The 24598-nt window shown below is 60.5% G+C and carries 21 protein-coding genes; 4 read left to right on the forward strand and 17 right to left on the reverse strand.

The genetic code is table 11. The annotated features are described in order from the left end of the window. Window positions 1-7: 7 nt before the first annotated feature. From CRN80_RS28875 to mtnA, 12 genes are all read right to left on the reverse strand, one after another. Window positions 8-1360, reverse strand: coding sequence for a Wzz/FepE/Etk N-terminal domain-containing protein (locus tag CRN80_RS28875; protein WP_098952349.1), 1353 nt, complete (start codon window positions 1358-1360; stop codon window positions 8-10). A 326-nt stretch (window positions 1361-1686) separates the two neighbouring features. Then, window positions 1687-1917 (reverse strand): lipopolysaccharide assembly protein LapA domain-containing protein, encoded by a 231-nt coding sequence (locus CRN80_RS28880; RefSeq protein WP_003189781.1) that lies wholly within the window; start codon window positions 1915-1917, stop codon window positions 1687-1689. 24 nt (window positions 1918-1941) lie between these two features. Beyond that, the gene (gene ihfB, locus CRN80_RS28885; RefSeq protein WP_003189779.1) at window positions 1942-2238 is read right to left on the reverse strand and encodes an integration host factor subunit beta; all 297 of its coding nucleotides are present in this window, start codon (window positions 2236-2238) and stop codon (window positions 1942-1944) included. A 130-nt stretch (window positions 2239-2368) separates the two neighbouring features. Next, window positions 2369-2653 carry a hypothetical protein gene (locus tag CRN80_RS28890; protein WP_003189775.1) on the reverse strand — a complete coding sequence of 95 codons (285 nt, stop codon included), beginning with the start codon at window positions 2651-2653 and terminating at the stop codon, window positions 2369-2371. A gap of 386 nt (window positions 2654-3039) precedes the next feature. Further along, the gene (rpsA, locus tag CRN80_RS28895; protein ID WP_003189774.1) at window positions 3040-4725 is read right to left on the reverse strand and encodes a 30S ribosomal protein S1; all 1686 of its coding nucleotides are present in this window, start codon (window positions 4723-4725) and stop codon (window positions 3040-3042) included. 120 nt (window positions 4726-4845) lie between these two features. Further along, complete coding sequence (cmk, locus tag CRN80_RS28900; protein ID WP_003189772.1) at window positions 4846-5535, reverse strand: (d)CMP kinase; 690 nt, start codon at window positions 5533-5535, stop codon at window positions 4846-4848. Next, window positions 5532-7742 carry a bifunctional prephenate dehydrogenase/3-phosphoshikimate 1-carboxyvinyltransferase gene (locus tag CRN80_RS28905; protein WP_256588893.1) on the reverse strand — a complete coding sequence of 737 codons (2211 nt, stop codon included), beginning with the start codon at window positions 7740-7742 and terminating at the stop codon, window positions 5532-5534. Before CRN80_RS28905 ends, cmk begins: the two co-directional genes overlap by 4 nt. A 28-nt stretch (window positions 7743-7770) precedes the next feature. Beyond that, the gene (gene hisC / locus CRN80_RS28910; protein WP_003189769.1) at window positions 7771-8883 is read right to left on the reverse strand and encodes a histidinol-phosphate transaminase; all 1113 of its coding nucleotides are present in this window, start codon (window positions 8881-8883) and stop codon (window positions 7771-7773) included. 9 nt (window positions 8884-8892) lie between these two features. Next, window positions 8893-9987, reverse strand: coding sequence for a prephenate dehydratase (pheA, locus tag CRN80_RS28915; protein ID WP_003172650.1), 1095 nt, complete (start codon window positions 9985-9987; stop codon window positions 8893-8895). After that, a complete protein-coding gene (gene serC, locus CRN80_RS28920) occupies window positions 9987-11072 on the reverse strand; it encodes a 3-phosphoserine/phosphohydroxythreonine transaminase (RefSeq protein ID WP_044272959.1) in 1086 nt (361 codons plus the stop codon). Before serC ends, pheA begins: the two co-directional genes overlap by 1 nt. 231 nt (window positions 11073-11303) lie before the next feature. Continuing rightward, window positions 11304-13958 (reverse strand): DNA gyrase subunit A, encoded by a 2655-nt coding sequence (gene gyrA / locus CRN80_RS28925; protein ID WP_032892792.1) that lies wholly within the window; start codon window positions 13956-13958, stop codon window positions 11304-11306. Window positions 13959-14381: 423 nt separating this feature from the next. After that, entirely contained in the window at window positions 14382-15452 is a 1071-nt protein-coding gene (gene mtnA, locus CRN80_RS28930; RefSeq protein WP_098952352.1) for an S-methyl-5-thioribose-1-phosphate isomerase, read from the reverse strand. Between the two features lie 109 nt (window positions 15453-15561). Here mtnA and CRN80_RS28935 point away from each other — a divergent pair, with 109 nt between their 5' ends. The 4 genes from CRN80_RS28935 (at window position 15562) to CRN80_RS28950 (ending at window position 19250) form a co-directional block, all read left to right on the forward strand. Continuing rightward, a complete protein-coding gene (locus CRN80_RS28935; protein WP_098952354.1) occupies window positions 15562-16893 on the forward strand; it encodes a TRZ/ATZ family hydrolase in 1332 nt (443 codons plus the stop codon). Window positions 16894-16957: 64 nt separating this feature from the next. After that, window positions 16958-17656 carry a bifunctional 2-polyprenyl-6-hydroxyphenol methylase/3-demethylubiquinol 3-O-methyltransferase UbiG gene (ubiG, locus tag CRN80_RS28940; protein WP_003189760.1) on the forward strand — a complete coding sequence of 233 codons (699 nt, stop codon included), beginning with the start codon at window positions 16958-16960 and terminating at the stop codon, window positions 17654-17656. Window positions 17657-17660: 4 nt separating this feature from the next. Beyond that, window positions 17661-18332: an N-acetylmuramic acid 6-phosphate phosphatase MupP gene (mupP, locus tag CRN80_RS28945; RefSeq protein WP_032892795.1), complete on the forward strand. Its 672-nt coding sequence runs from the start codon at window positions 17661-17663 to the stop codon at window positions 18330-18332. A gap of 177 nt (window positions 18333-18509) precedes the next feature. Continuing rightward, window positions 18510-19250, forward strand: a complete 741-nt coding sequence (locus CRN80_RS28950; RefSeq protein ID WP_003189758.1) for a YciK family oxidoreductase — start codon at window positions 18510-18512, stop codon at window positions 19248-19250. Between the two features lie 76 nt (window positions 19251-19326). On the opposite strand, the gene CRN80_RS28955 is transcribed toward CRN80_RS28950, so the two are convergent. The 5 genes from CRN80_RS28955 to CRN80_RS28975 are packed head-to-tail and all read right to left on the reverse strand — an operon-like array spanning window position 19327 to window position 24596. Continuing rightward, complete coding sequence (locus CRN80_RS28955) at window positions 19327-20841, reverse strand: ABC transporter substrate-binding protein (protein ID WP_098952355.1); 1515 nt, start codon at window positions 20839-20841, stop codon at window positions 19327-19329. Window positions 20842-20873: 32 nt separating this feature from the next. Continuing rightward, the gene (locus CRN80_RS28960; protein ID WP_098952357.1) at window positions 20874-21845 is read right to left on the reverse strand and encodes an ABC transporter ATP-binding protein; all 972 of its coding nucleotides are present in this window, start codon (window positions 21843-21845) and stop codon (window positions 20874-20876) included. Next, on the reverse strand, window positions 21842-22798 hold the full coding sequence (locus CRN80_RS28965; RefSeq protein WP_098952359.1) for an ABC transporter ATP-binding protein: 957 nt from the start codon (window positions 22796-22798) through the stop codon (window positions 21842-21844). Before CRN80_RS28965 ends, CRN80_RS28960 begins: the two co-directional genes overlap by 4 nt. Further along, the gene (locus tag CRN80_RS28970) at window positions 22795-23652 is read right to left on the reverse strand and encodes an ABC transporter permease (RefSeq protein ID WP_098952361.1); all 858 of its coding nucleotides are present in this window, start codon (window positions 23650-23652) and stop codon (window positions 22795-22797) included. Before CRN80_RS28970 ends, CRN80_RS28965 begins: the two co-directional genes overlap by 4 nt. Next, window positions 23649-24596, reverse strand: a complete 948-nt coding sequence (locus tag CRN80_RS28975; RefSeq protein ID WP_032892800.1) for an ABC transporter permease — start codon at window positions 24594-24596, stop codon at window positions 23649-23651. The genes CRN80_RS28970 and CRN80_RS28975 overlap by 4 nt, the downstream gene beginning before the upstream one ends. Window positions 24597-24598: the final 2 nt, after the last annotated feature.

Raw genomic sequence — 24598 nt, forward strand, 5'->3', positions numbered from 1 at the left:
TAGTCATTTATTGTGGCTTGCTCAAACCTGTATCGCTACCCACCATCGTCGGTGAGTCTGGCTGCACGGACAGTAGTACCGACTGCGACTGGGGCTGACGAGTGCTGATGAGTTGACGAATCACAGCAATGAAAACCCCGATGAAGCCACCCAGAACCAGCCCCAACAGTATAACCAATACCTTCTTCGGCTTGACCGGACGCAACGGCTCCAGCGCCTGCTTATCGATCGTCACCAGCTTGAGCCGGCTCATATCAATATTCAGGTTACTCAACCGGGCCACCTCGGCACGCACCGGCTGAACGCCTGCGAGGAACATGTCCTCGTTTTCACGACGACTGAGCACTTCAATCTCACGATTGGATTGGAGCAATTGCAGCTCTTTGGCAATCTGCGCAATGCGTCCCTCGGTAAAATCATCGGACTTGCGCTGCATCAACGCGGCGCGCTCAGCCTCAAGCGCCTCAACCCCCATGAAATACAGAGGGATTTGCTGGTTGTTGATTTCTGTGCGCATCACACTTGATGAACCGTTACGGTCTGAATCACCCAAAGCGGAAGGCGTACTGGGCTTCCTGATCCCCAGGGACCTTGCAATTGCGATAGCTTCGTTCAACTGCGCCACTCGGTCGGTGCGCCCAGTCTTCAGTTGCGCGCGCAATGCCTTGAGCTCATCCTGCAACTGCGCCCGTCGCAGACTATCCGCTTCCCGGAGGGCCGCAATTTTCGCCTCTTTATCAACTTCATAGGCAGAGCGGGCAGCATCAATCTTGCCTTTGAGCTCGTTCAATCGGTTCTTTACGATAACATCCAGATCTGCCGCAATCTGCTCACGTTCTGTGGCAATCGCGTAATCGATGAAGCCGTTGAGAATGGCGACGCCATCGACGCCTTTCGGATAACTCATTTCAAGCTTGATATAAGCACTAAGGGAGTTGGCCTTCTTCGGATCAGGTAAACTGAGCTCAATAGAGTTGCGGTTGAACTCTTCGAAACTCTGCTCCAACGTTCTGCCCGGCTGCTCAAAGGCCGTGAACAACTTCTGGTGTGAACGAAAAAAACCCAATCGGGTATCGTAAGACTCCAACGACGCGCCCACTCTGACAAGAGCATCACCAGGAGGAAGCGTATAAATCTCGGATCGATTCAAAGAATCCAGTTCGTTGATTGCAGCCGGGCGCAACACACTGCTGACTTCATACTGAGGAATCGTGACGAACGCATAGACCGCAGCGACCAGGCCAGCGCTTGCAGTAGTGGCTATGATTAACTTTTTCTGCTTCCAGACAGCCTGAAAAAGCGCAACGAGATCAATCTCGTCGGACGAAGGAATCGGGGGGGCGCGGAAGCTACTACTCACAACAAAAACCTGCCTTCAAAGAGAAACTGCGGGCTCGTTATGCAGACAAAATTGCGTTTTTTTATTCTAATTAGGTGACCGCCAAAACCCAGCGTCTCTGCCAAATTTTGAGCGCACAAAATGCCTGTTATCGAGAACAGATTCCATTCTGCCATCTCTTTGGCATATTACAAGTCTTGACATGTCTGTCAGGCGATTCTGATTTTCTAGGAGAACTGTCGTAACCAACAGGGCTAGGTAGGTAGGCAGTTCAAAGCGCGCTACATGGCATGGTTTCTGACAAACGGTCGCCAATACCGCCCCTCCCATCCTCCTAAAACTAAACCCTAAACCACCGCCTTACCCCGACGCCTACGCACAACCACCCCCAACACCGGCCCAATCACCATCCCCACAATCAAAGCCACCACCACAAACACCGCCACCGGCATCTGCGCAGTACTCCACCCCAGGAACGACAGTGCCACGCCCTGCTGGTTCTCCAGCACAAACGCCAAAACCACCAACGCTGCAAGCACTGCAATCAACACCGCAACAACGCGCTTAACCCCACGCATACCCTTCTCCTTCCCCAAAAACACTCAGACGCCTTCTTCCTCTTCTTCGTTCACCCGATCGCGCAATTCCTTGCCCGGTTTGAAGTGGGGAACGAATTTGCCGTCGAGGCTGACGGATTGACCGGTTTTTGGGTTGCGGCCTACGCGGGGTGCGCGGTAGTGCAGGGAGAAGCTGCCGAAGCCGCGGATTTCGATGCGGTCTCCGGTGGCGAGGCATTGGGACATTTGCTCAAGCATGGTCTTGATAGCCAGCTCTACATCCTTGGATGAGAGCAGCCCTTGATGGGTGACAATTCGTTCGATCAACTCCGACTTCGTCATATTTTTCCCTTCTTTTTCAAGCAGCTAGGAAAAGCGCTCCGAAGGTTTTAGCATGAGTTGATGAATTTGAACAGCCCATGTGTCAACTTATCTGAGGCTGAATAAACATGCTCAGCGAGCGGTCAACCCCTTACTTACAGATCACCAACATGGTCCGTGTCACCGCGCCAGCAGGGTTCCAGCCGAACAGGTAGTCGCCCTCTTCGTCCTCGGCATCACTGGAACGGGTAATGACCTTGTAGCCCTGCATCTTGCACTCACGGGCGGCGCGCTTCTCGCACTTTTCCCACTTGTTGCCCAGGCCAGAGCAGTCGATCTCGATGCCGCTGACGCCGCGCTTGGCGTGGGTCTTGGCGCTGGTGGAGGAGCAGCCTGCAAGTACCAGCAAGGCGAGTATTACGATAATCCTGTTCATTCAAACCCTTATTGAGTCAGCAACGCGAAATAGCCGTTTTCAAGACTATAGTCAGTTCTGACATTGGGCTGAATGCCTTGGTTCGGTGCAGTTGCTTCATCAAATTTCAGGCAAAAAAAGGGCCTCGCATCGCAAGGCCCTTGATCGTGATCGTTCCCATGCTCTGCGTGGGAATGCAGCCAGTGACGCTCTGCCTCACTGGCGCTAACGGACGAGACGCAGAGCGTCTCAAGAGGCGTTCCCACGCGGAGCGTGGGGACGATCATGAATCCTGAATGAACGTGTCGTCTGTGAGTTTTTCGCGAGCGAGCTCGCTCCTACCGTTGAGGCGTCAGGCAACAAAAAAGGGCGACCGAAGTCGCCCTTTTTCTATAGCTTTACAGAACTTAGTTCTGCTTAGCCATTGCCTGGCGCAGCAGTGCCGCCATGGTGGTGTCAGCAGCAGCTTCCGGAGCAGCTTCTTTCAGGCTCTGGATAGCTTCTTTCTCTTCCACTTCGTCTTTCGACTTGATGGAGAGCTGAATCACGCGGCTCTTGCGGTCAACGCTGATGATCTTGGCTTCTACTTCCTGACCTTCTTTCAGAACGTTGCGCGCGTCTTCAACGCGGTCACGGCTGATTTCGGAGGCTTTCAGAGTCGCTTCGATATCGTCGGCCAGAACGATGATGGCGCCTTTGGCGTCAACTTCTTTCACAGTGCCTTTAACGATGGCGCCTTTGTCGTTCTCTTGAACGTACTCGGAGAACGGATCGCTTTCCAGTTGCTTGATGCCCAGGGAGATGCGCTCGCGCTCTGGGTCAACCGACAGGATAACGGTGTCCAGCTCGTCGCCCTTCTTGAAACGACGAACAGCTTCTTCGCCAACTTCGTTCCAGGAGATGTCGGACAGGTGAACCAGGCCGTCGATGCCGCCGTCCAGACCAATGAAGATACCGAAATCGGTGATCGACTTGATGGTGCCGGAGATTTTATCGCCCTTGTTGAACTGGCCAGAGAAATCTTCCCACGGGTTAGATTTGCACTGCTTGATGCCCAGGGAGATACGACGACGCTCTTCGTCGATGTCCAGAACCATAACTTCCACTTCGTCGCCGACTTGTACGACTTTCGAAGGGTGGATGTTCTTGTTGGTCCAGTCCATTTCGGAAACGTGTACCAGGCCTTCCACGCCTTCTTCCAGCTCTGCGAAGCAGCCGTAGTCGGTCAGGTTGGTAACACGCGCGGTGACGCGAGTGCTTTCTGGGTAACGAGCTTTGATAGCAACCCATGGATCTTCGCCCAGCTGCTTCAAGCCCAGGGAAACGCGGTTACGCTCACGATCGTACTTCAGAACCTTTACATCGATCTCGTCGCCAACGTTGACGATTTCGGAAGGATGCTTGATACGCTTCCAAGCCATGTCGGTAATGTGCAGCAGGCCATCGACGCCACCCAGATCGACGAATGCGCCGTAATCGGTGAGGTTCTTGACGATACCTTTGACTTGTTGGCCTTCCTGCAGGGATTCCAGCAGAGCTTCACGCTCGGCGGAGTTCTCTGCTTCCAGCACGCTGCGACGGGAAACGACAACGTTGTTGCGCTTCTGGTCGAGCTTGATGACTTTGAATTCCAGTTCTTTGCCTTCCAGGTGCGTGGTGTCGCGCACTGGACGAACGTCGACCAAAGAACCTGGCAGGAACGCACGGATGCCGTTAACGTCGACAGTGAAGCCGCCTTTAACCTTACCGTTGATAACGCCCTTGACCACTTCTTCAGCTGCGAAGGCTGCTTCGAGAACAATCCAGCATTCAGCGCGCTTGGCTTTTTCACGGGACAGCTTGGTTTCACCGAAACCGTCTTCAACCGAGTCCAGAGCAACGTGAACTTCGTCACCGACATTGATAGTCAGGTCACCAGCATCGTTGTAGAACTGTTCCAGCGGGATCAGAGCTTCAGACTTCAGACCAGCGTGAACGGTTACCCATCGAGCTTGGTAATCGATATCAACGATAACACCGGTGATGATGGAGCCTGCCTGAAGGTTCAGGGTTTTTAGGCTTTCTTCAAAGAGTTCCGCAAAGCTTTCGCTCATTTTAATTCCTGTTGATAAGGGCGAAGAATACGCCCATCTCCACACCCCAGACGGTGTGGGTCAGTTTCAGTTAAAAGAAGCCACCGCAGGACTATGACTGGTCCCCTGCGGCCTTCTTGATCACCCGGCGATATCGCGAATGGCGATTTCACTCATGATGCGTTCCAGCACCTGCTCGATGGACAACTCCGTGGAATCCAGCTGTATGGCGTCAGCCGCCGGCTTGAGCGGGGCTACCGCACGCTGGGTATCACGCTCATCGCGTGCACGGATCTCATCTAGCAGACTCGACAGACTAACACCATCGACTTTGCCCTTCAACTGCAAGTATCGGCGGCGTGCCCGTTCCTCGGCGCTGGCGGTCAGGAAAATCTTCAGCGGCGCCTCGGGAAACACCACCGTGCCCATGTCGCGGCCATCGGCCACCAGGCCCGGCGCTTCCTGGAATGCGCGCTGGCGCTGCAGCAGCGCCTCGCGCACGGCAGGCAGCGCGGCCACTTGGGAGGCACCCGCGCCGATACTCTCGGTGCGAATCACATCACTGACTTCATCACCTTCCAGAATAATGCGCTGCAGCTGACCCTCGGTCGCCGCAATGAACTGCACATCCAGATGGGCGGCAAGTTTGGTCAGCAATTCTTCGTTGGTCAGGTCCACACCATGGTTGTGCGCAGCAAACGCCAGCAGGCGGTACAACGCGCCAGAATCCAGCAGGCACCAACCCAGGCGCTTGGCCAGAATGCCAGCGATTGTGCCTTTGCCCGAGCCGCTAGGCCCGTCGATGGTAATCACCGGTGCTTTGATATTCACAATTGAGCCTCTTGGGCAACACGGATGCCGACTTGGGCACACAGTGTCAGAAAGTTCGGAAAAGACGTAGCAACATTGGCGCAGTCAAGGATACGAATAGGCGCCGTCGCCCGCAGGGAAGCCACACTGAACGCCATGGCAATCCGATGATCGCCATGGGCATGCACTTCACCGCCGCCCATCGGGCCACCGTCAATGATAAGCCCATCAGGCGTGGGTTCACACTTCACACCCAGGGCCAACAGACCGTCGGCCATTACCTGGATGCGATCGGACTCCTTGAGGCGCAGCTCCTCGGCACCGCGTAAAACGGTGCGGCCTTGAGCGCAGGCTGCGGCGATAAACAGCACGGGAAACTCATCAATCGCCAACGGCACCAGGGCCGCTGGAATCTCGATACCCTTGAGCACGGCGGCACGCACACGTAAATCCGCCACCGGCTCGCCGCCCACCTCGCGCTGATTTTCGAGGGTGATATCAGCCCCCATCAGCCGCAGGATATCGATTACCCCGGTGCGGGTCGGGTTGATACCGACATGCTCCAGCAGCAGCTCGGATCCCTCGGCAATCGAGGCCGCCACCAGGAAAAACGCCGAAGACGAAATGTCCCCCGGCACTTCAATACGCGTAGCGGTCAACCCATGCCCCGACGCCAGTGACGCCGTCGCGCCCTGCACCGCCACCGGGTAGCCAAAGCCGCGCAGCATGCGCTCGGTGTGGTCGCGGGTCGGTGCGGGCTCGGTCACCGAGGTTTTACCCTCAGCGTACAACCCCGCTAATAACAGGCAGGATTTCACCTGGGCACTGGCCATGGGCAGTACATAGTTCAAGCCTTTAAGCGATTGCCCGCCACGAATGCTCAGTGGCGGACGGCCGTCCGGCCCGGTTTCGATGATCGCGCCCATTTCCCGCAGCGGCTTGGCCACGCGGTTCATCGGGCGCTTGGACAGCGAAGCATCGCCGGTCAGCACGCTGTCGAAGCTCTGCGCCGCCAATACACCGGCCAACAGGCGCATCGATGTGCCGGAATTGCCTACGTAGATAGGCCCCGGCGCAGCCTTCAGGCCCTGCAGGCCGACGCCGTGAATGGTCACGCGCCCATGGTGCGGCCCCTCGATCACCACGCCCATGTCGCGAAAGGCCTGCAAGGTCGCCAGGGCGTCTTCGCCCTCAAGAAAACCCTCGACTTCGGTCACACCCTCGGCCAACGAACCCAGCATGATCGACCGATGAGAGATCGACTTGTCACCCGGCACGCGGATGCGCCCGCTCAAGCGGCCACCCGGGCTGGCGATGAAGGTCAGGTCATCGGCGTTCACTGCGGTTTCCATATAGGCCCGGCGCGCGAGGATCTTGCTGAAATGTTCACGCGCCACCCGCGCACGGGTGAACACGCCCAGCAGTTGGTGGCCGTCTCCCGCATCCACCGCGTCGCGCAAGGCATCGAGGTCACTGCGGAAGGTGTCCAGGGTGCGCAACACCGCTTCGCGATTGGCGAGGAAGATGTCGTGCCACATCACCGGATCGCTGCCGGCAATCCGCGTGAAATCGCGAAAACCACCAGCGGCGTAACGGAAAATCTCGAGGTTCTCGTTGCGCTTGGCCAGCGAATCCACCAGGCCAAATGCCAGCAGATGCGGCAAGTGACTGGTCGCTGCCAACACTTCGTCGTGACGCTCGACCTGCATATGCTCCACATCCGCGCCCAGCTCGCGCCAGAGACGATCCACCACTGCCAACGCCGTGGGATCGGTTTGCGCAAGCGGCGTCAGGATGACCTTATGCCGACGGAACAGCTGCGCATTGGACGCCTCCACCCCGCTCTGCTCGGAGCCAGCAATGGGGTGGCCCGGCACAAAGCGCGGCGGCATGCCACCAAACGCCAATCGTGCCGCGCGCACCACATTGCCTTTGGCGCTGCCCACATCGGTGAGGATCGCTTGCCCGAGGTCCATGCCAGCCAGTACCGCCAGCAATTTCTCCATGGCCAGGATCGGCACGGCGAGCTGGATCACATCCGCGCCTTGGCATGCAACGGCCAGGTCCGCCTCACAGCGGTCCACCACCCCCAACTCCACCGCCAATTTGCGCGATTGCGGGTCGAGGTCCACGCCCACCACTTCGCCACACAGCCCGCTTTCACGCAGGCCTTTGGCGAAGGAGCCACCGATCAACCCCAGGCCGACTACCACCAGGCGACCGATCATAGGCACAGCAGGTTGCAATGCAGTGACATCAACCACGGGCCAGAACCTTGGCCAGCGCCTCAAGGAAGCGGCTGTTCTCAGCCGGCAAACCGATGGTGATACGCAGGTGGTTCGGCATGCCGTAGTTGGCCACCGGGCGCACAATCACGCCCTCGCGCAGCAAGCCCTGGAACACCGGCGCGGCCACTTGGCCGAGGTCGACGCAGATGAAGTTGCCCTTGGACGGAATCCAGCCCAGGCCCAGCTCACGAAAGCCTTCCTGCAATTGCAGCATGCCGCTTTCATTGAGGCGACGGCCTTCTTCCAGGTATTCGGCATCCTTCACCGCCGCACAGGCGGCCGCCAGGGCCAGGCTGTTGACGTTGAACGGCTGGCGCACGCGGTTCAGCACATCGGCCACCACAGGCGTGGACAAGCCATAACCGACCCGCAACGACGCCAGGCCGTAAGCCTTGGAGAACGTACGCGACACCAGCAGGTTCGGGTAGGCCGCGAGGAAATCCAGGCCGTCGGGCAAGTCGCTGCCTTCGGCGTACTCGATGTAGGCTTCGTCCAGCACGACCAGCACGTGCTCCGGCACATCCTGCAGGAATTCGTTCAGTGCCTGCTCGTCAAACCAAGTGCCGGTCGGGTTGTTCGGGTTGGCGATAAACACCACGCGAGTCTGAGCATCGATGGCTGCCAGCATCGCCGGCAGGTCATGGCCCCAGTCCTTGGCAGGAATCACGCGAGCATCCGCCCCCACCGCCTGGGTCACGATCGGGTAGACCGCAAACGCGTGTTCGCTGAACACCGCGTTCAAACCTGGCGCCAGGTAGGCACGGCCGACCAGTTCAAGGATGTCGTTGGAGCCGTTGCCCAAGGTCACTTGGTTCAACTCGACCCGGCACTTGTCCGCCAGCAGCGACTTGAGGGCAAAACCGTTGCCGTCGGGGTAACGGGTCAGCTCGGCCAGCTCTTCACGAATCGCCGCCAACACTTTGGGGCTCGGCCCCAGCGGGTTTTCGTTACTCGCCAGCTTGACGATCTTGGACGGGTCCAGATTCAACTCGCGGGCCAACTCGTCCACAGGCTTGCCTGGAACGTAAGGCGAAAGTTGTTGCACGCCCGGCTGCGCCAGGGCGAGGAAGTTGCCACTCATGTCAAAGCCTCACAAAACCGCTTTCGGGTAAGAGCCCAGCACCTTGAGTGCCACGGCTTCCTGACTGATCTTCTCCAGCACGCCCTTGACCAGCGGGTCGCGGTGATGGCCGATGAAGTCGATAAAGAACACGTAGGTCCATTTACCGCTGCGCGAAGGACGAGTCTCGATGCGCGTCAGGTCAATCCCGTTGTCGTGGAACGGCACCAGCAGCTCATGCAGCGCGCCGGGCTTGTTGCTCATGGAAACGATGATCGAGGTCTTGTCGTCGCCGGTGGGCGGCACTTCCTGGCTGCCGATCATCAAAAAGCGCGTGGAGTTGTCCGGGCGGTCTTCGATTTTCTCGGCCAGGCGCGTCAGGCCGTATAGGCCCGCGGCCATATCGCCGGCAATCGCCGCCGAATTCCACTCACCCTTGACCCGCTTGGCCGCTTCGGCGTTGCTGGACACCGCCACGCGCTCGACATTCGGGTAATGGGCGTCCAGCCACTTGCGGCACTGGGCCAGGGACTGGGCGTGGGAGTAGATGCGGCTGATGCTGTCGGTCTTGGTGTTTTCACCCACCAGCAGGTGGTGGTGGATACGCAGCTCCACCTCACCGCAGATGACCATGTCGTGCTCAAGGAAGCTGTCCAGGGTGTGGTTGACCGCGCCTTCGGTGGAGTTTTCCACCGGCACCACGCCAAAATTCACCGCACCGGCCGCGACTTCACGGAAGACTTCGTCGATAGCCGCCATCGGCTTGCTGATCACCGCGTGGCCGAAGTGCTTCATGGCCGCCGCCTGGGTGAAGGTGCCTTCAGGGCCGAGGTAAGCCACTTTCAGCGGCTGCTCCAGCGCCAGGCACGAAGACATGATTTCACGGAACAACCGCGCCATCTCTTCGTTGCCCAACGGCCCTTTGTTGCGCTCCATCACACGCTTGAGCACCTGGGCTTCACGCTCGGGGCGGTAGAACACCGGCACTTCGCCTTCGGCGAGGGACGCCATCTTCACCCGTGCCACTTCCTGGGCGCAGCGCGCACGTTCACTGATCAGCTCCAGGACCTTCTCGTCCAGGCTGTCAATGCGTACGCGCAGGGCCTTGAGTTCTTGCTCAGACATTAGCCGTGTTCCTTCTCGAACTCTGCCATGTAGGCAACCAGCGCATTGATGGCGTGGATGTCGACGGCGTTATAAATGGAGGCGCGCATGCCACCTACCGAGCGGTGGCCCTTGAGGTTCAACAGGCCGCGCGCGTCGGCACCAGCCAGGAACGGCTTGTCCAGGCGGTCGTCAGCCAGGCGGAACGGCACGTTCATCCACGAGCGGTCAGTGAGGTTGATCGGGTTGCTGTACAGGCCGCTGGCGTCGATGAAGTCGTACAGGACGCGCTTCTTCTCTTCGTTGAGCTTGCCCATGGCCGCCACGCCGCCCTGCTCCTTGAGCCATTCGAACACCAGGCCCGACAGGTACCAGGCGAACGCCGGCGGGGTGTTGTACATCGAGCCGTTATCGGCCGCGACCTTGTAGTTGAGCATGGTCGGGCACAGCGAGCGGGCGCGGCCCAGCAGGTCTTCGCGGATGATATTGACCAGGATGCCGCTTGGGCCGATGTTCTTCTGCGCGCCGGCGTAGATCATGCCGTATTTGGACACGTCGATCGGGCGCGAGAGGATGTCCGAGGACATGTCGCACACCAGTGGCACGTCACCGACTTCAGGCACCCAGTCAAATTCCAGGCCGCCGATGGTTTCGTTCGCGACGTAGTGAACGTAGGCCGCGTCCTTGGACAGCTTCCACTCGTTCTGGCCGGGAATGGCGAAGTAGTCATAGGGCTTGGCGGTGCCTGCCACGTTGACATGGCCATAGCGCGAGGCTTCTTCGATAGCCTTCTGCCCCCAGATACCGGTGTCGATATAGTCGGCAGTGCCGCCTTCGGGCAGCAGGTTCAGCGGCAACTGGGCGAACTGTTGGCTCGCGCCGCCTTGCAGGAACAGCACTTTGTAATTGGATGGGATGTCCAGCAAGTCGCGCAGGTCCTGCTCGGCCTTGTTGGCGATGGACACGAACTCATCGCTGCGATGGCTCATTTCCATCACGGAGAGGCCTTTTCCATGCCAGTCGAGGAGTTCACCCTGCGCACGCTGCAGGACTGCTTCAGGAAGCGCCGCGGGACCGGCACAGAAGTTATAGGCTCTCTTGCTCACATCCAATCTCACTCTGATCTGGTGGTAGTCAGGCAAACATATCAGCCGACACCGGACCCCATGTGGGAGCGGGCTTGCTCGCGAAATCGATCTAACAGGCGCCATCTTCGGTGAATGTCAGTCCGCCTTCGCGAGCAAGCCCGCTCCCACAAGGGATCTCCATGGTTGTCGATATTTCCATCCGGACAAACAACAAGGGGGCGAATCTTCATCCGCCCCCTGTGTGTCCGCTTATTCCTGCGGTTCTTCTTCGTCTGCGGCAGCGTCGAGGGTTGGCTCGTCAACGTTGTCATCGCCGGCTGCGATCACCTCGCCTTCAAATTCCTCACCTTCGAGCTCTTCACCTTCGACTTCCGAAGGCTCCTGCACACGCTCCAGGCCGACCAGTTTTTCGTCCTTGGCCAGCTTGATCAGGGTCACGCCCTGGGTGTTACGGCCCAGGCTCGAGACCTCGGCCACACGGGTACGCACCAGGGTGCCCTGGTCGGAAATCAGCATGATTTCCTCGCCATCGAGCACCTGCACCGCGCCGACCAGACGGCCGTTGCGGTCGTTGCTGACCATGGCGATCACGCCCTGGCCGCCACGCTTGTACTCCGGGAACTCGCTGATGGCGGTGCGCTTGCCATAACCACGCTCGGAAGCGGTGAGGATCTGGCTGCCTTCTTCCGGGATCAGCATCGAAATCAGCTTCTGCCCTTCTGGCAGGCGCATGCCGCGTACACCGCGGGCAGTACGGCCCATGGCACGTACATCGGATTCCTTGAAGCGTGTGACCTTGCCGCCATCGGAGAACAGCATGACTTCGCGTTCGCCGTCGGTGATGGCTGCGGAAATCAGTACGTCGCCTTCGTCCAGCTCCAGGGCGATCAGGCCCACGCTGCGTTGACGGCTGAAGGATTCCAGCGGGGTCTTCTTCACGGTGCCTTTAGCGGTGGCCATGAAGATGAAGTGACCTTCGGTGTATTCCTCGACCGGCAGCATGGTGGTGATGTATTCATCACTGTCCAGCGGCAGCAGGTTGACCAACGGACGACCACGAGCAGCGCGGGAGGCTTCCGGGATCTCGTAGGTCTTGAGCCAGTACACCTTGCCCTTGCTGGAGAACAGCAGCAGCGTGGTGTGGCTGTTGGCGACCAGCAGGTGAGCGATGTAGTCCTCATCCTTCACGCCGGTAGCCGATTTACCTTTACCGCCACGACGCTGGGCTTGGTAAGCCGCCAATGGCTGGGTCTTGGCATAGCCACCGTGGGAGATGGTCACTACGCGCTCTTCTTCCGGGATCATGTCACCCAGGGTCAGGTCCAGGCGCGCATCGAGGATTTCGGTGCGGCGCACGTCGCCGTATTCGGCGCGGATCACTTCCAGTTCTTCGCGGATCACTTCCATCAGGCGCACGGCGCTGCTGAGGATGCGGATCAACTCGCCGATCTGGTTGAGGATCTCCTGGTACTCGGCCAGCAGCTTCTCGTGCTCAAGGCCGGTGAGGCGGTGCAGACGCAGTTCCAGGATGGCCTGGGCCTGTTCTGGCGACAGGAAGTACTTGCCTTCACGCAGACCGTATTGCGGGTCCAGGGTCTCCGGGCGGCACGAGTCGGCGCCAGCGCGCTCAACCATGGCCACTACGGCGCTGGATTCCCACGGCGTGCTGATCAGCGCTTCCTTGGCTTCCGACGGGGTTGGCGAGGCCTTGATCAGGGCGATCACCGGGTCGATGTTCGACAGCGCAACCGCCTGGCCTTCCAGGATATGGCCGCGCTCGCGGGCCTTGCGCAGTTCGAACACGGTACGGCGGGTAACCACTTCGCGGCGGTGACGCACGAAGGCTTCCAGCAGGTCCTTGAGGTTCAGGATGCGCGGGCGGCCGTCGATCAGGGCAACCACGTTGATACCAAACACGCTTTGCAGCTGGGTCTGGGCGTAGAGGTTGTTGAGGATCACCTCAGGCACTTCGCCACGGCGCAGCTCGATTACTACGCGCATACCGTCTTTGTCGGACTCGTCGCGCAGCTCGGTGATGCCTTCCAGCTTCTTCTCTTTAACCAGCTCGGCGATCTTCTCGATCAAGCGTGCCTTGTTCAGCTGGTACGGGAGTTCGGTGATGACGATCTGCTGGCGGCCACCGACCTTGTCGATGTCTTCGATCATCGAGCGGGCACGCATGTAAATGCGCCCGCGACCGGTGCGGTAGGCTTCGATGATGCCGGCGCGACCGTTGATGATCGCGGCGGTCGGGAAGTCCGGGCCGGGGATGTATTGCATCAGCTCATCGACGGTCAGCTCAGGGTTGTCGATAAGGGCCAGGCAACCGTCGATGACTTCACCGAGGTTGTGCGGCGGGATATTGGTGGCCATGCCCACGGCGATACCGCTGGAACCGTTGACCAGCAGGTTGGGGATCTTGGTGGGCATGACAGCCGGGATCATTTCGGTGCCGTCGTAGTTCGGCACCCAGTCCACGGTTTCTTTGTGCAGGTCGGCCAGCAGCTCGTGCGCCAGCTTGGTCATGCGCACTTCGGTGTATCGCATGGCCGCGGCGTTGTCGCCGTCCACCGAACCGAAGTTGCCCTGGCCGTCTACCAGCAGGTAGCGCAGGGAAAACGGCTGCGCCATCCGAACGATGGTGTCGTACACCGCAGTGTCGCCGTGAGGGTGATACTTACCGATCACGTCACCGACAACACGGGCAGATTTCTTGTACGGCTTGTTCCAGTCGTTACCCAGCTCGCTCATCGCGAACAGCACACGCCGGTGCACGGGCTTCAAGCCATCGCGCGCATCAGGCAGTGCCCGACCGACAATTACGCTCATCGCGTAGTCGAGGTAGGACTGTTTCAGCTCGTCTTCGATATTGACCGGGAGGATTTCTTTGGCCAGTTCGCCCATGAGAAGCCTGATTCCTTTTTCGGGTGAAACCTCGTCACATCCATTCGGGACGAACGAAGCTCGCCGCTGCCGGCACGGTGCCTGACAACGACTTACGACAAATCAACGAGTTATGACACGGATCTGCACGTTATAGGCAACCCCTCGGGGCAGCCCTGGAAACCGCCGGATGTTATCACAATCGCCGCCACGCACCTATCCCCCTGATGCGCATGGAGGCTAGTAATTTGACGGATGACAGGCTTGAAGGGGACGAGAGGGGCTCAGAGGCGCGGTGGTGGTTTTTTTGAGGGTGGAATGCAGAAGTTTTGTTGACTTCAAGGACCAATCGCAGGCAAGCCAGCTCCCACCTTTGATTTGTGAACACCGTTAAATGTGGGAGCTGGCTTGCCTGCGATAGCGCCCGCACAGGCACCGACACATTCAATGCAGGCGCTTACGGCACATCAACTTGGCCAACTTGGCCACATCCGGCCGCTCCACCACGCCCTTTTCAGTCACGATCACGTCAATCAGATCCGCAGGCGTCACATCAAACACAGGGTTAAACGCCGCGACATTCAACCGCTGCCCATCAACCTCCAGCAACTCGCCACTATCGCGCTGCTCCAGGGCAACATCATCGCCAGTAGCCATCATCAAATCCAGGGTCGAACTCGACGCCACCACCATAAAGCGTACGCCATGGTGCATGGCACACACGGCCAGCTGATAAGTGCCGATCTTGCTGATCACATCGCCATTGGCCGCGATACAGTCCGCACCGACCACTACCCAGGTCACGCCTTTGGTCTTGAGGATATGCGCCCCGGCGGAGTCGGCATTCACCGCCACGGGGATGCCCTGGCCCGCCAACTCCCACGCCGTCAGGCGCGAGCCTTGCAGCCATGGGCGGGTTTCATTGACATAGACCTGCTCGACCAAGCCCTCCAGATACGCTGCATGAATGACCCCGAGGGCTGTGCCAACGCCGCCGGAAGCCAACGCGCCGGCGTTGCCATGGGTGAGGATCGCCTGGGCGTTGCCCTGGTGCTTGCGAATCCGCTCCATACCCAACTGGGCTATGACCACATTGGCCTCCCGGTCGCTTTCATGGATCGCGACGGCTTCGGCTTCCAGCACCACCAGCGGGTCGGCGTGCGGCTTGAGGCGGTCGAGGCGGTCGCGCATGCGCTGCAAGGCCCAGAACAAGTTCGATGCGGTGGGTCGAGTATGGGCCAGCAAGGCGTAGTCTTCTTCCCACGCGGCCTGCCAGTCGCCACCCTCGGCGATGCGCTCGCGGGCAGCGAGCACCAAGCCATAGGCGGCGCAGATGCCGATAGCCGGCGCGCCACGCACCACCATGGTGCGAATGGCGTCGGCCACCGCTTCAACGGTAACGCAGGCTACCCAGCGCTCACGGGACGGCAAAACACGCTGATCGAGCAGGTGCAGCGCGCCATCACGCCATTGGATGGCCTTCACTTTCTCTGCAGCCAACAGTCGGTCGCGCATCCCTTACCCCGCACTCATGAACAAAAGCCGCCGATTATAGCGATCCGCCAGCCAGGACGCTCGGGTATACTTCGCCCTTCTTTTATAGCTGCCTGGGAAGAAGCCTGCGATGACCTCCACTGCCGCCCCGCTCGACTTGTTGCTGCTGCCGACCTGGCTGGTACCCGTCGAGCCCGCTGGCGTGGTGCTCAAGGAGCATGGCCTGGGTATCCGCGATGGCTGCATTGCCTTTATCGGGCCACGGGACGCGGCGTTGAAGCTGGCAGCGCGCGAGGTGCGTGAACTGCCCGGTATGCTGCTCAGCCCTGGCCTGATCAATGCCCACGGCCATGCCGCCATGACCCTGTTCCGTGGCCTGGCCGACGATTTGCCGCTGATGACATGGCTGGAAAAACACATCTGGCCCGCCGAAGCCAAGTGGGTCGACGAAGCGTTCGTGCGCGACGGCACCAACCTGGCCATCGCCGAGCAGATCAAGGGCGGCATCACCTGCTTTTCGGACATGTATTTCTACCCCAAGGTCGCCAGCGACTGCGTGCACAACAGCGGTATGCGTGCGCAGATCGCGTTGCCGATCCTCGACTTCCCGATTCCCGGCGCCAGCAGTGCCGACGAGGCGATTCGCCAGGGTATCGAGCTGTTCGGCGACCTCAAGCACCACCCGCGCATCAAGATCACCTTCGGCCCCCACGCGCCCTACACCGTGTGCGATGCCAACCTGGAAAAGATCCGGGTGATCGCCGAAGAGCTGGACGCCGTGATCCATATGCACGTTCACGAAACCGCCTTCGAAGTGCAGCAAGCCGTCGAGCAGACCGGCGAGCGGCCATTGGCGCGCCTGGCTCGCCTCGGCCTGCTGGGCCCGCGCTTTCAGGCCGTGCACATGACCCAAATCAGCGAAGACGACCTGGCTTTACTGGTAGAAAGCAACACCAGCGTCATTCACTGCCCGGAATCGAACCTGAAACTGGCCAGCGGCTTTTGCCCGGTGGAGCGCTTGTGGCAGGCTGGCGTCAACGTGGCCATCGGCACCGACGGCGCCGCCAGCAACAATGACCTGGATTTGCTCGGCGAAACCCGCACGGCGGCGATGCTGGCCAAGGCCGTGGCCGGTTCCGCTACAGCACTGGATGCCCACCGCGCCTTGCGCATGGCCACGCTCAACGGTGCCAGGGCGATGGGCCTGGACAGCCAGATTGGCTCATTGGAAGTCGGCAAGGCAGCCGACATCGTCGCCTTTGATCTTTCCGGGCTGGCGCAACAACCGATCTACGATCCGGTCTCACAGCTTATATATGCCACCGGGCGCGATTGCGTGAAACACCTTTGGGTCGCCGGCAAGCCATTGCTCGACGACCGGCAATTGACCCGCATGGATGAACAACAGTTGACCGCCACGGCCATTGCCTGGGGCCAACGCATCAGCGGGCACAGCGAATAACGACGCGGCTGAGGCCTTGGGTTCAGCCGCGACACACCGACTTATCAGATTCAGAGGATTCACCATGAGCAACGTCGACCACGCCGAAATCGCCAAGTTTGAAGCCCTGGCCCACCGCTGGTGGGACCGCGAGAGCGAATTCAAACCCCTGCACGACATCAACCCTCTGCGGGTCAACTGGATTGACGAGCGCGTCAACCTGGCCGGCAAGAAGGTGCTGGACGTCGGTTGCGGCGGCGGCATCCTCAGCGAAGCCATGGCCCAGCGCGGCGCCACCGTCATGGGCATCGACATGGGCGAAGCGCCGCTGGCCGTGGCCCAGTTGCACCAGCTCGAATCCGGCGTGAGCGTCGAATACCGCCAGATCACCGCCGAAGCCCTGGCCGAAGAAATGCCCGAGCAGTTCGACGTGGTCACCTGCCTGGAAATGCTCGAACACGTGCCAGACCCGTCCTCGGTGATCCGCGCCTGTTTCCGCATGGTCAAGCCCGGCGGCCAGGTGTTCTTCTCCACCATCAACCGCAACCCCAAGGCTTACCTGTTCGCGATCATCGGCGCCGAATACATCATGAAGCTGCTGCCGCGCGGCACCCATGACTTCAAGAAATTCATCCGCCCTTCCGAGCTGGGTGCCTGGAGCCGCCAGGCCGGGCTGACCGTCAAGGACATCATCGGCCTGACCTACAACCCGCTGACCAAGCACTACAAGCTGGCCAACGACGTTGACGTCAACTACATGATCCAGACCCTGCGCGAGGAGTAAGCCTGTGAAGTTGCGAGCGGTTCTCTTCGACATGGACGGTACCCTGCTGGACACCGCGCCGGACTTTATCGCCATCTGCCAGGCCATGCGCGCCGACCGTGGCCTGGCGCCGATCAACCCCGAACACATCCGCGATGAAATTTCCGGTGGTGCGCGGGCGATGGTCGCCGTGACGTTCTCGATGGACCCGGAGTCGCCGGGCTTTGAGGAACTGCGCCAGGAATTCCTGGAGCGTTACCTCAAGGATTGCGCAGTGCACAGCAAACTGTTCGACGGCATGGCCGAGCTGCTGGAAGACATCGAGAAAGCCAAGCTGATCTGGGGCGTCGTCACCAACAAGCCGGTGCGCTTTGCCGAACCGATCATGCAGCGCCTGGGCCTGGCCGAGCGTTCGGCCGTGCTGATCTGCCCAGACCATGTGAAAAACAGCAAGCCGGACCCGGAGCCGATGATCCTGGCGTGCAAGATGCTCAACCTGGACCCGGCCAGCGTGCTGTTCGTGGGCGATGACCTGCGCGACATCGAATCCGGCCGCGACGCCGGTACACGCACGGCGGCGGTCACCTACGGCTATATACATCCGGACGACAACCCACGCCACTGGGGCGCGGACGTGGTGGTGGATCACCCGCTGGAATTGCGCAAGGTGCTGGATAACGCGCTGTGCAGTTGCTGATGGCTCGAAGATCTCAACAACACTGAGATCAATGTGGGAGCTGGCTTGCCTGCGATAGCGGCCTGCCAGCCAGCACATTTGGCGACAGGTAGTCCGCCATCGCAGGCAAGCCAGCTCCCACAGGAAATGGATTCCACTTCAAGTGGTGTATCACCTTGAATTTTGTCGAGGCTTTTTATGTTTGATTACTCTGCACCGCCAGAACTGCTCAAAGGCCGGACCATCCTGGTGACCGGCGCCGGTCGCGGGATTGGTGCGGCAGCGGCAAAAACCTATGCCGCCCATGGCGCCACCGTGCTGTTGCTGGGCAAGACCGAAGCCAACCTGGCCCAGGTGTATGACGAGATCGAAGCCGCTGGCCACCCGCAGCCGGTGGTGATCCCGTTCAACCTGGAGACCGCCCTGCCCCATCAATACGATGAGCTGGCAGCAATGATCGAAAAGGCATTCGGCCACCTCGACGGCCTGTTGCACAACGCCTCGATCATCGGCCCACGCACGCCCATCGAGCAGTTGTCCGGCGAGAACTTCATGCGGGTGATGCATGTGAACGTCAACGCGATGTTCATGCTGACCAGCACGTTGCTGCCGTTGCTCAAGCTGTCCCAGGATGCGTCGGTGGTGTTCACCTCCAGCAGCGTCGGGCGCAAGGGTCGTGCTTATTGGGGTGCCTATGGGGTGTCCAAGTTCGCTACCGAAGGCTTGATGCAAACCCTGGCCGATGAGCTGGAAGACGTGGCCGCAGTGCGCGCCAACAGCATCAACCCGGGCGGTACCCGCACCAGCATGCGCGCCCAGGCGTACCCCGGCGAAAACCCGATGGAAAGGCCAGCACCGGAAGAGATCATGCCGGTGTACCTGTACCTGATGGGGCCGGACAGTGCGGGCATCAATGGCCAGGCATTCGATGCGCAATAAGCCCTGACACCCCGCAAAACAAAGGTGGGAGCTGGCTTGCCTGCTCCCACCTTTGTTTTGTGGTGTAGTTAAAATCTCAGTTTTTGACCACTTCCTCCAGAGTGAAACGCCCCAACGGGTTCTGCAGGAAGTTGCTTACGTTCTTGCGTGAGATGTTGATATACGGGCTGTAGTACAGGTCAATCCAGTTCACATCCTGCTTGGCCAGCTTCTGCAACTCCACATACATCTGCTCACGCTTGGCCGGGTCTGCCTCGATTCGCGCGGCCGCCACCAATGCCTTGACCTGGTCGTTCTTGTAGCGGGTCATGTAGTTCTGGTTGGTGTCATGGCCCAGCACGAAGGTAGTTTTCTGGTCGGGGTCGAGGATGTCGTTGGTCCAGTACATCACCGAAATATCGTACTCACCGTCTACCAGCATCTGCCAGCTTTGGGTGGGGTCGACTTTCTCCAGGTTGGCAGTCACGCCGACCTTGGCCAGTTGGTCCTTGATGATCACCGCGATCTGCTCGTCGGCCTCGTTGCCGGCGTTGACCACGTAGTTGAGCTTCAAATCCTGGGCACCCGCAGCGGCCAGCAGCTTCTTGGCTTCGGCCGGGTCGTACGGGCGTTGCAGGTTGTTGGCGTAGTGGTACAGCGAGCCCTTTGGAATGTAGGAATAAGCCACGGTGCCTTGACCGTAAGTGACGGCTTTGACCAGCGATTGCTTGTCGATGGCCATGTCCAGGGCCTGGCGCACTTGAGGCTTGGCCAACAGGCCGTGCTCGTGGTTGATCAACAGGTGATCTTCACGGGTGGACGGGTCGGCGTGGATCACCACGTTCTGGTCTTTTTTCAGCTCTTGCACCCGGGAGAACGGCACAAAGATCGCCGTGTCGAGTTCGTTGTTCTGCACCATGCGCATGCGCGTGTTGTCATCGGTCACCGACACCCATTCCACGCCGTCCAGGCTCACGCTGCTGGCCTGCCAGAAATTCGGGTTTTTCTTCAGGATCACACGGTCGCCCTTGCGCCACTCGTCCACGGTAAATGCGCCGGAGGTCACCGGGTTTTCCGAGTAGGCGTCTTCGCCCATCGTGGTCATGGCTTTTTCCGACAGGATCGATACCGTTGGCGACGCCAGTTGCGAGAGGAAAGCCACCGCCGGGGTTTTCAGGGTGACCACCAGGGTCTTGGCATCGCTGGCCGTGGCGGTGTTGATCAGGCTGAACGGGTCGCTCCACAACGAGGCCTTGTTGTCACGGATGCGCAGCAGGCTGAACGCAGCATCGGCGGCGGTGATCGGCGAGCCGTCAGAGAACTTCGCCTCGCGCAGCTTGAAGGTGTAGGTCAGGCCATCCTTGGAAATGTCCCAGCTTTCGGCCAGGCCCGGCTCCATCTTGGTGCCCAGGTTATCCACGCGCACCAGGGTGTCGTAGACGTTGGCAAACACCCAGGTGTCGCGGTTTTGCGCGCTTTTGATCGGGTCGAAGGTGGTGCTGTCTTCACGGCAGCCGATGGTGAGTACACCGGCGGCCTGGGCCAGGCCGGCGGTCAGCGACCAGGCCGTGAGGGTAGCGGCGGCGAGCAATTTCAAGTGGCGCGAGTGCATATCACAACTCCTTGTTAATGAATGGCAGAGGGTCAAAGCAAAGGGTCTTCAAGCACGCAACTGTACCGATGCTCGTGCAGGAATTGGGTGGGGGGCAATACCGTGGAACACATGGTTTGCGCATACCGGCAACGTGGGTGGAAGGCACAGCCTGTCGGCAGATTCAGCGGGCTGGGCGGCTCGCCGGGCAATGGCTGGGCTGGCAATGGGCGGTGCGGATCGATCTCCGGGATGGCCTGGATCAACGCCGCGGTATACGGGTGACGGGGCGCGGTAAACACCGCCTCCACCGGCCCTTCCTCGACGATCTTGCCCAGGTACATCACGGCCACGCGGTCGCACAGGCGCCGCACGATGGCCAGGTCATGGGCGATAAACAGGATCGCCAGGTTCATACGCTGTTGCAGTTCCAGCAGCAGGTTGATGATCTGGCCCTGGATCGACACATCCAGTGCCGCCACGCATTCATCGGCAATGATCAGGCGTGGCTCCACCGCCAGCGCCCGGGCGATCCCCACGCGCTGGCACTGGCCGCCACTCAGGGAGCCCGGCTTACGCGTCGCCAGTTCGGGGCGCAGGCCCACCAGTTCCAGCAGTTCGTTGACGCGCGCGGGAATCTGCGTCACCGCTACTTTGCGCTGTACCCGCAGCACTTCGGCCAGGGTTTCGCCGATGGAATGCCGAGGGTTCAGCGCTGCGTACGGGTCCTGGAAAATCATCGCGGTTTCATGCCGCAGCCGGGCAATGTCGATAGCGCTGCCATGGGCCATGTCGATACCGTCGAACAGCACCTGCCCGGCGCTGATCGGGTTGAGGTGCAAAATTGCCCGGCCCAGGGTGCTCTTGCCACTGCCGGACTCGCCCACCAACCCCAGGGTTTCCCCGGCGGCGAGGTTCAGCGACACCCCGTTCACCGCCCTCACCCACTGGCGGTTGAGGCCCAGCAGGCCGCTGCCGGACGCGGCAAAGCGCACCTCCAGATCCTTGATCTGCAACAGGCTCATGGGCGCTCTCCCAACGGATAGTGACAGGCCACGCGTGCGCCCTGGGGCAGCAACTCGGTGCACAAGGCGCCGGCCTGTGGGCAGCGCGGGTGGAAGCGGCAGCCGTCGGGCAATGCATCGAGCAACGGCGGCTGGCCCGCAATGGTGCGCAACAACGCATGGCCGCTGCTGTGGGCCGGCTGGCAGTCGATCAGGCCTGCGGTATACGGATGTTGCGGTTGGGCCAGCAGTTCGTATTTGCTGCCGTGCTCGCACAGGCGCCCGGCATACATCACGGCGATGGCATCGCAGGTTTGCGCCACCACGCCCAGGTCATGGGTGATCATGATGATCGACAGGCCACGCTGGTCGCGCAGGTCGAGCAACAGCCGCAGGATTTGCGCCTGCACCGTCACATCCAGGGCGGTGGTCGGCTCGTCGGCGATCAACACCTTCGGGTTGCAGCCCAGGGCTACGGCGATCATGGCGCGTTGGCGCATGCCACCGGAAAACTCATGGGGGTAGTTGTCGACCCGCGCCTGGGGGTCGGGAATCCCGACCTGACGCAATACCTCGATCGCCTGCACGCGCGCGTCTTTTTTCGACGCGCCTTGGTGCAGGCGGATGCCCTCGGCGATTTGCTCACCGATGCGCATCAACGGGTCGAGGTGGCTGCTGGGGTTCTGGAAGACCATGCCCAACTGCCCGCCGCGCACGGTGCGCATACCGGCATCATCCAGCGCCAGCAGGTCCTGGCCGGCCAACCGCACCGCGCCGCCCTGCACGCGCAGATTGGGTGACGGTAGCAGGCGCATCAAGCCGCGGCAGGCCATGGTCTTGCCCGAACCGCTCTCGCCCACCAGGCCGAGGATTTCACCTTCGGCCAGGTCGAACGACACCCTGTCCACCAAGGTGATATCACGCCCGGCATTGTTGGCGATCACACTGAGGTCGCGCACCTGCAGCAGGCTCATGAGCGCTCTCCCAATACCTGCGCAACTCCGTCGGCCAACAGGCTGAAGCCCATGGCCAAGGTCACGATGGCCAGGCCCGGGAAGGTGCAGATCCACCAGGCGGTGGTGATAAAGGCTTGCCCTTCGGCCACCATCGTCCCCCATTCGGCGGTCGGCGGTTGCACCCCCAGGCCCAGGTAACTGACGGCGGCGCCGTTGAGCAGCACCAGTACCGCGTCGGACATGGAAAACACAATGGAACCAAACAGCGCATTGGGCAGCAAATGCCGGAACAGAATGCGCCCATGGCCAAAGCCCAGGCTCTTGGCGGCCAGGGCGAATTCGCTTTCCTTGAGCACCAGGATCTGCGAGCGAATCAGGCGTGCGTACGACACCCAACCCACCAGCGCCATGGCGATGTAAAAACTCTGCAAGCCCGGCCCGAGGATGGCCATGATCGCCAGCATCAGCACCAGGAACGGGAACGCCAGCACCACATCGATCACGCGCATGCAGACACTGTCGAAACGCCCGCCGATGTAACCCGAAACCGCGCCGATAAAGGTGCCGATGATGAACGGGAAGATCACTCCGATCACCGCCAGTTGCAGGTCGATGCGCGCGCCCCAGATCACCCTCGAGAGGATATCCCGGCCGTAATTGTCCGTACCCAACGGATGGGCAAGGCTGGGGGCCAGCAAACTGATGCTGGTGTCCTGCGCGATGGGGTCGTAGGGCGCGACCCACGGCGCAAACAGCGCCAGGGCCAACCACGCGGACAGGATCAACAACCCCCATGCGGCGGTCAGTCGGCCATTGCGAAAACCAAAGCGCAGGCGCAAGCGCCACGGGGCAATCATGGGGCGGCTGCTCATTGCATCTTCACCCGTGGGTCGAGGGCCACGGTTACCAAGTCGGCCAGGAAGTTGACTACCACCGTGGCACAGGCCAGCACCATCGCCACGCCCTGCACCACCATGTAGTCACGGGTGAAAATGCCGCGCACCAGCAATTGGCCGATGCCTGGAATCGCGAACAGGCTTTCGATGACCACCGTACCGCTGATCAGCCAACCGATGTTGACGGCCAGCAGGTTGACCGCCGGCACCAGGGCATTGGGCAGTACATGCCGGCGAAACACTGCGCCTTCAGGCAGCCCGCGCGCACGTGCGGCGGTGACATGGTCTGCCTGCAACTCCATCAACATGCTCGCCCGCAGGTTGCGCACCAGCACCGCCGACAGCGCCAGGGCGATGGTCAGGCACGGCAAGAGCATATGGTGCGCCTTGTCCAGCCAGGTGCGCCCGTAACCGGACACCGGGAACAAGCCCCATTTCACGCTGAGCAGCAGGATCAGCATCAACCCCAGCCAGAACGCCGGCATGCCCAGGCCGACCGTGGTGAACACGCGGATCAGCTTGTCCGCCCAACGGCCTTGCTGGCGCGCCGCAATCGTCGCCAGTGGCACCGCTATCAACAAAGCCAGCACCACGCTGCCCAGCACCAGCACCAGGGTCGGCTCGATGCGGGTGACGATCAGTTTGAGAGCGTCGACCTTGTACAGCAGCGATTGGCCGAGGTCGCCCTTGAGCAGGTTTTTCAGGAAGTAAAAGTATTGCAGCCACAAGGGCTGGTCGAGGCCGAACTGGGCGCGGATCTTCAACAGCGCATCCGGCGTGCTGCGCGAACCCAGCAAGGCGCGCGCCGGGTCGCCAGGAATCGAGCGCACCAGCACGAAGGTGATCAGGCTGATGCCCAGCAGCACCGGCAGCAATTGCAGGGGCCGGGACAACACAAAACGGTAGCGCGCCAGGTTCATGC

The organism is Pseudomonas sp. FDAARGOS_380 (assembly GCF_002591235.1).
Taxonomy (GTDB): domain Bacteria; phylum Pseudomonadota; class Gammaproteobacteria; order Pseudomonadales; family Pseudomonadaceae; genus Aquipseudomonas; species Aquipseudomonas salmasensis.

What these genes read in the sequence shown, in the direction of transcription:
- CRN80_RS28880 (WP_003189781.1), bottom strand. Translation starts at nt 1,917, where the DNA reads ATGCGTGGGGTTAAGCGCGTTGTTGCGGTGTTGATTGCAGTGCTTGCA.
- CRN80_RS28950 (WP_003189758.1), top strand. Translation starts at nt 18,510, where the DNA reads ATGTTTGATTACTCTGCACCGCCAGAACTGCTCAAAGGCCGGACCATC.
- CRN80_RS28890 (WP_003189775.1), bottom strand. Translation starts at nt 2,653, where the DNA reads ATGAACAGGATTATCGTAATACTCGCCTTGCTGGTACTTGCAGGCTGC.
- hisC (WP_003189769.1), bottom strand. Translation starts at nt 8,883, where the DNA reads ATGAGTGGCAACTTCCTCGCCCTGGCGCAGCCGGGCGTGCAACAACTT.
- ubiG (WP_003189760.1), top strand. Translation starts at nt 16,958, where the DNA reads ATGAGCAACGTCGACCACGCCGAAATCGCCAAGTTTGAAGCCCTGGCC.
- CRN80_RS28960 (WP_098952357.1), bottom strand. Translation starts at nt 21,845, where the DNA reads ATGAGCCTGTTGCAGATCAAGGATCTGGAGGTGCGCTTTGCCGCGTCC.
- CRN80_RS28955 (WP_098952355.1), bottom strand. Translation starts at nt 20,841, where the DNA reads ATGCACTCGCGCCACTTGAAATTGCTCGCCGCCGCTACCCTCACGGCC.
- CRN80_RS28975 (WP_032892800.1), bottom strand. Translation starts at nt 24,596, where the DNA reads ATGAACCTGGCGCGCTACCGTTTTGTGTTGTCCCGGCCCCTGCAATTG.
- ihfB (WP_003189779.1), bottom strand. Translation starts at nt 2,238, where the DNA reads ATGACGAAGTCGGAGTTGATCGAACGAATTGTCACCCATCAAGGGCTG.
- CRN80_RS28905 (WP_256588893.1), bottom strand. Translation starts at nt 7,742, where the DNA reads ATGATCGGTCGCCTGGTGGTAGTCGGCCTGGGGTTGATCGGTGGCTCC.
- mtnA (WP_098952352.1), bottom strand. Translation starts at nt 15,452, where the DNA reads ATGCGCGACCGACTGTTGGCTGCAGAGAAAGTGAAGGCCATCCAATGG.
- gyrA (WP_032892792.1), bottom strand. Translation starts at nt 13,958, where the DNA reads ATGGGCGAACTGGCCAAAGAAATCCTCCCGGTCAATATCGAAGACGAG.
- CRN80_RS28935 (WP_098952354.1), top strand. Translation starts at nt 15,562, where the DNA reads ATGACCTCCACTGCCGCCCCGCTCGACTTGTTGCTGCTGCCGACCTGG.
- CRN80_RS28965 (WP_098952359.1), bottom strand. Translation starts at nt 22,798, where the DNA reads ATGAGCCTGCTGCAGGTGCGCGACCTCAGTGTGATCGCCAACAATGCC.
- pheA (WP_003172650.1), bottom strand. Translation starts at nt 9,987, where the DNA reads ATGTCTGAGCAAGAACTCAAGGCCCTGCGCGTACGCATTGACAGCCTG.
- rpsA (WP_003189774.1), bottom strand. Translation starts at nt 4,725, where the DNA reads ATGAGCGAAAGCTTTGCGGAACTCTTTGAAGAAAGCCTAAAAACCCTG.
- CRN80_RS28970 (WP_098952361.1), bottom strand. Translation starts at nt 23,652, where the DNA reads ATGAGCAGCCGCCCCATGATTGCCCCGTGGCGCTTGCGCCTGCGCTTT.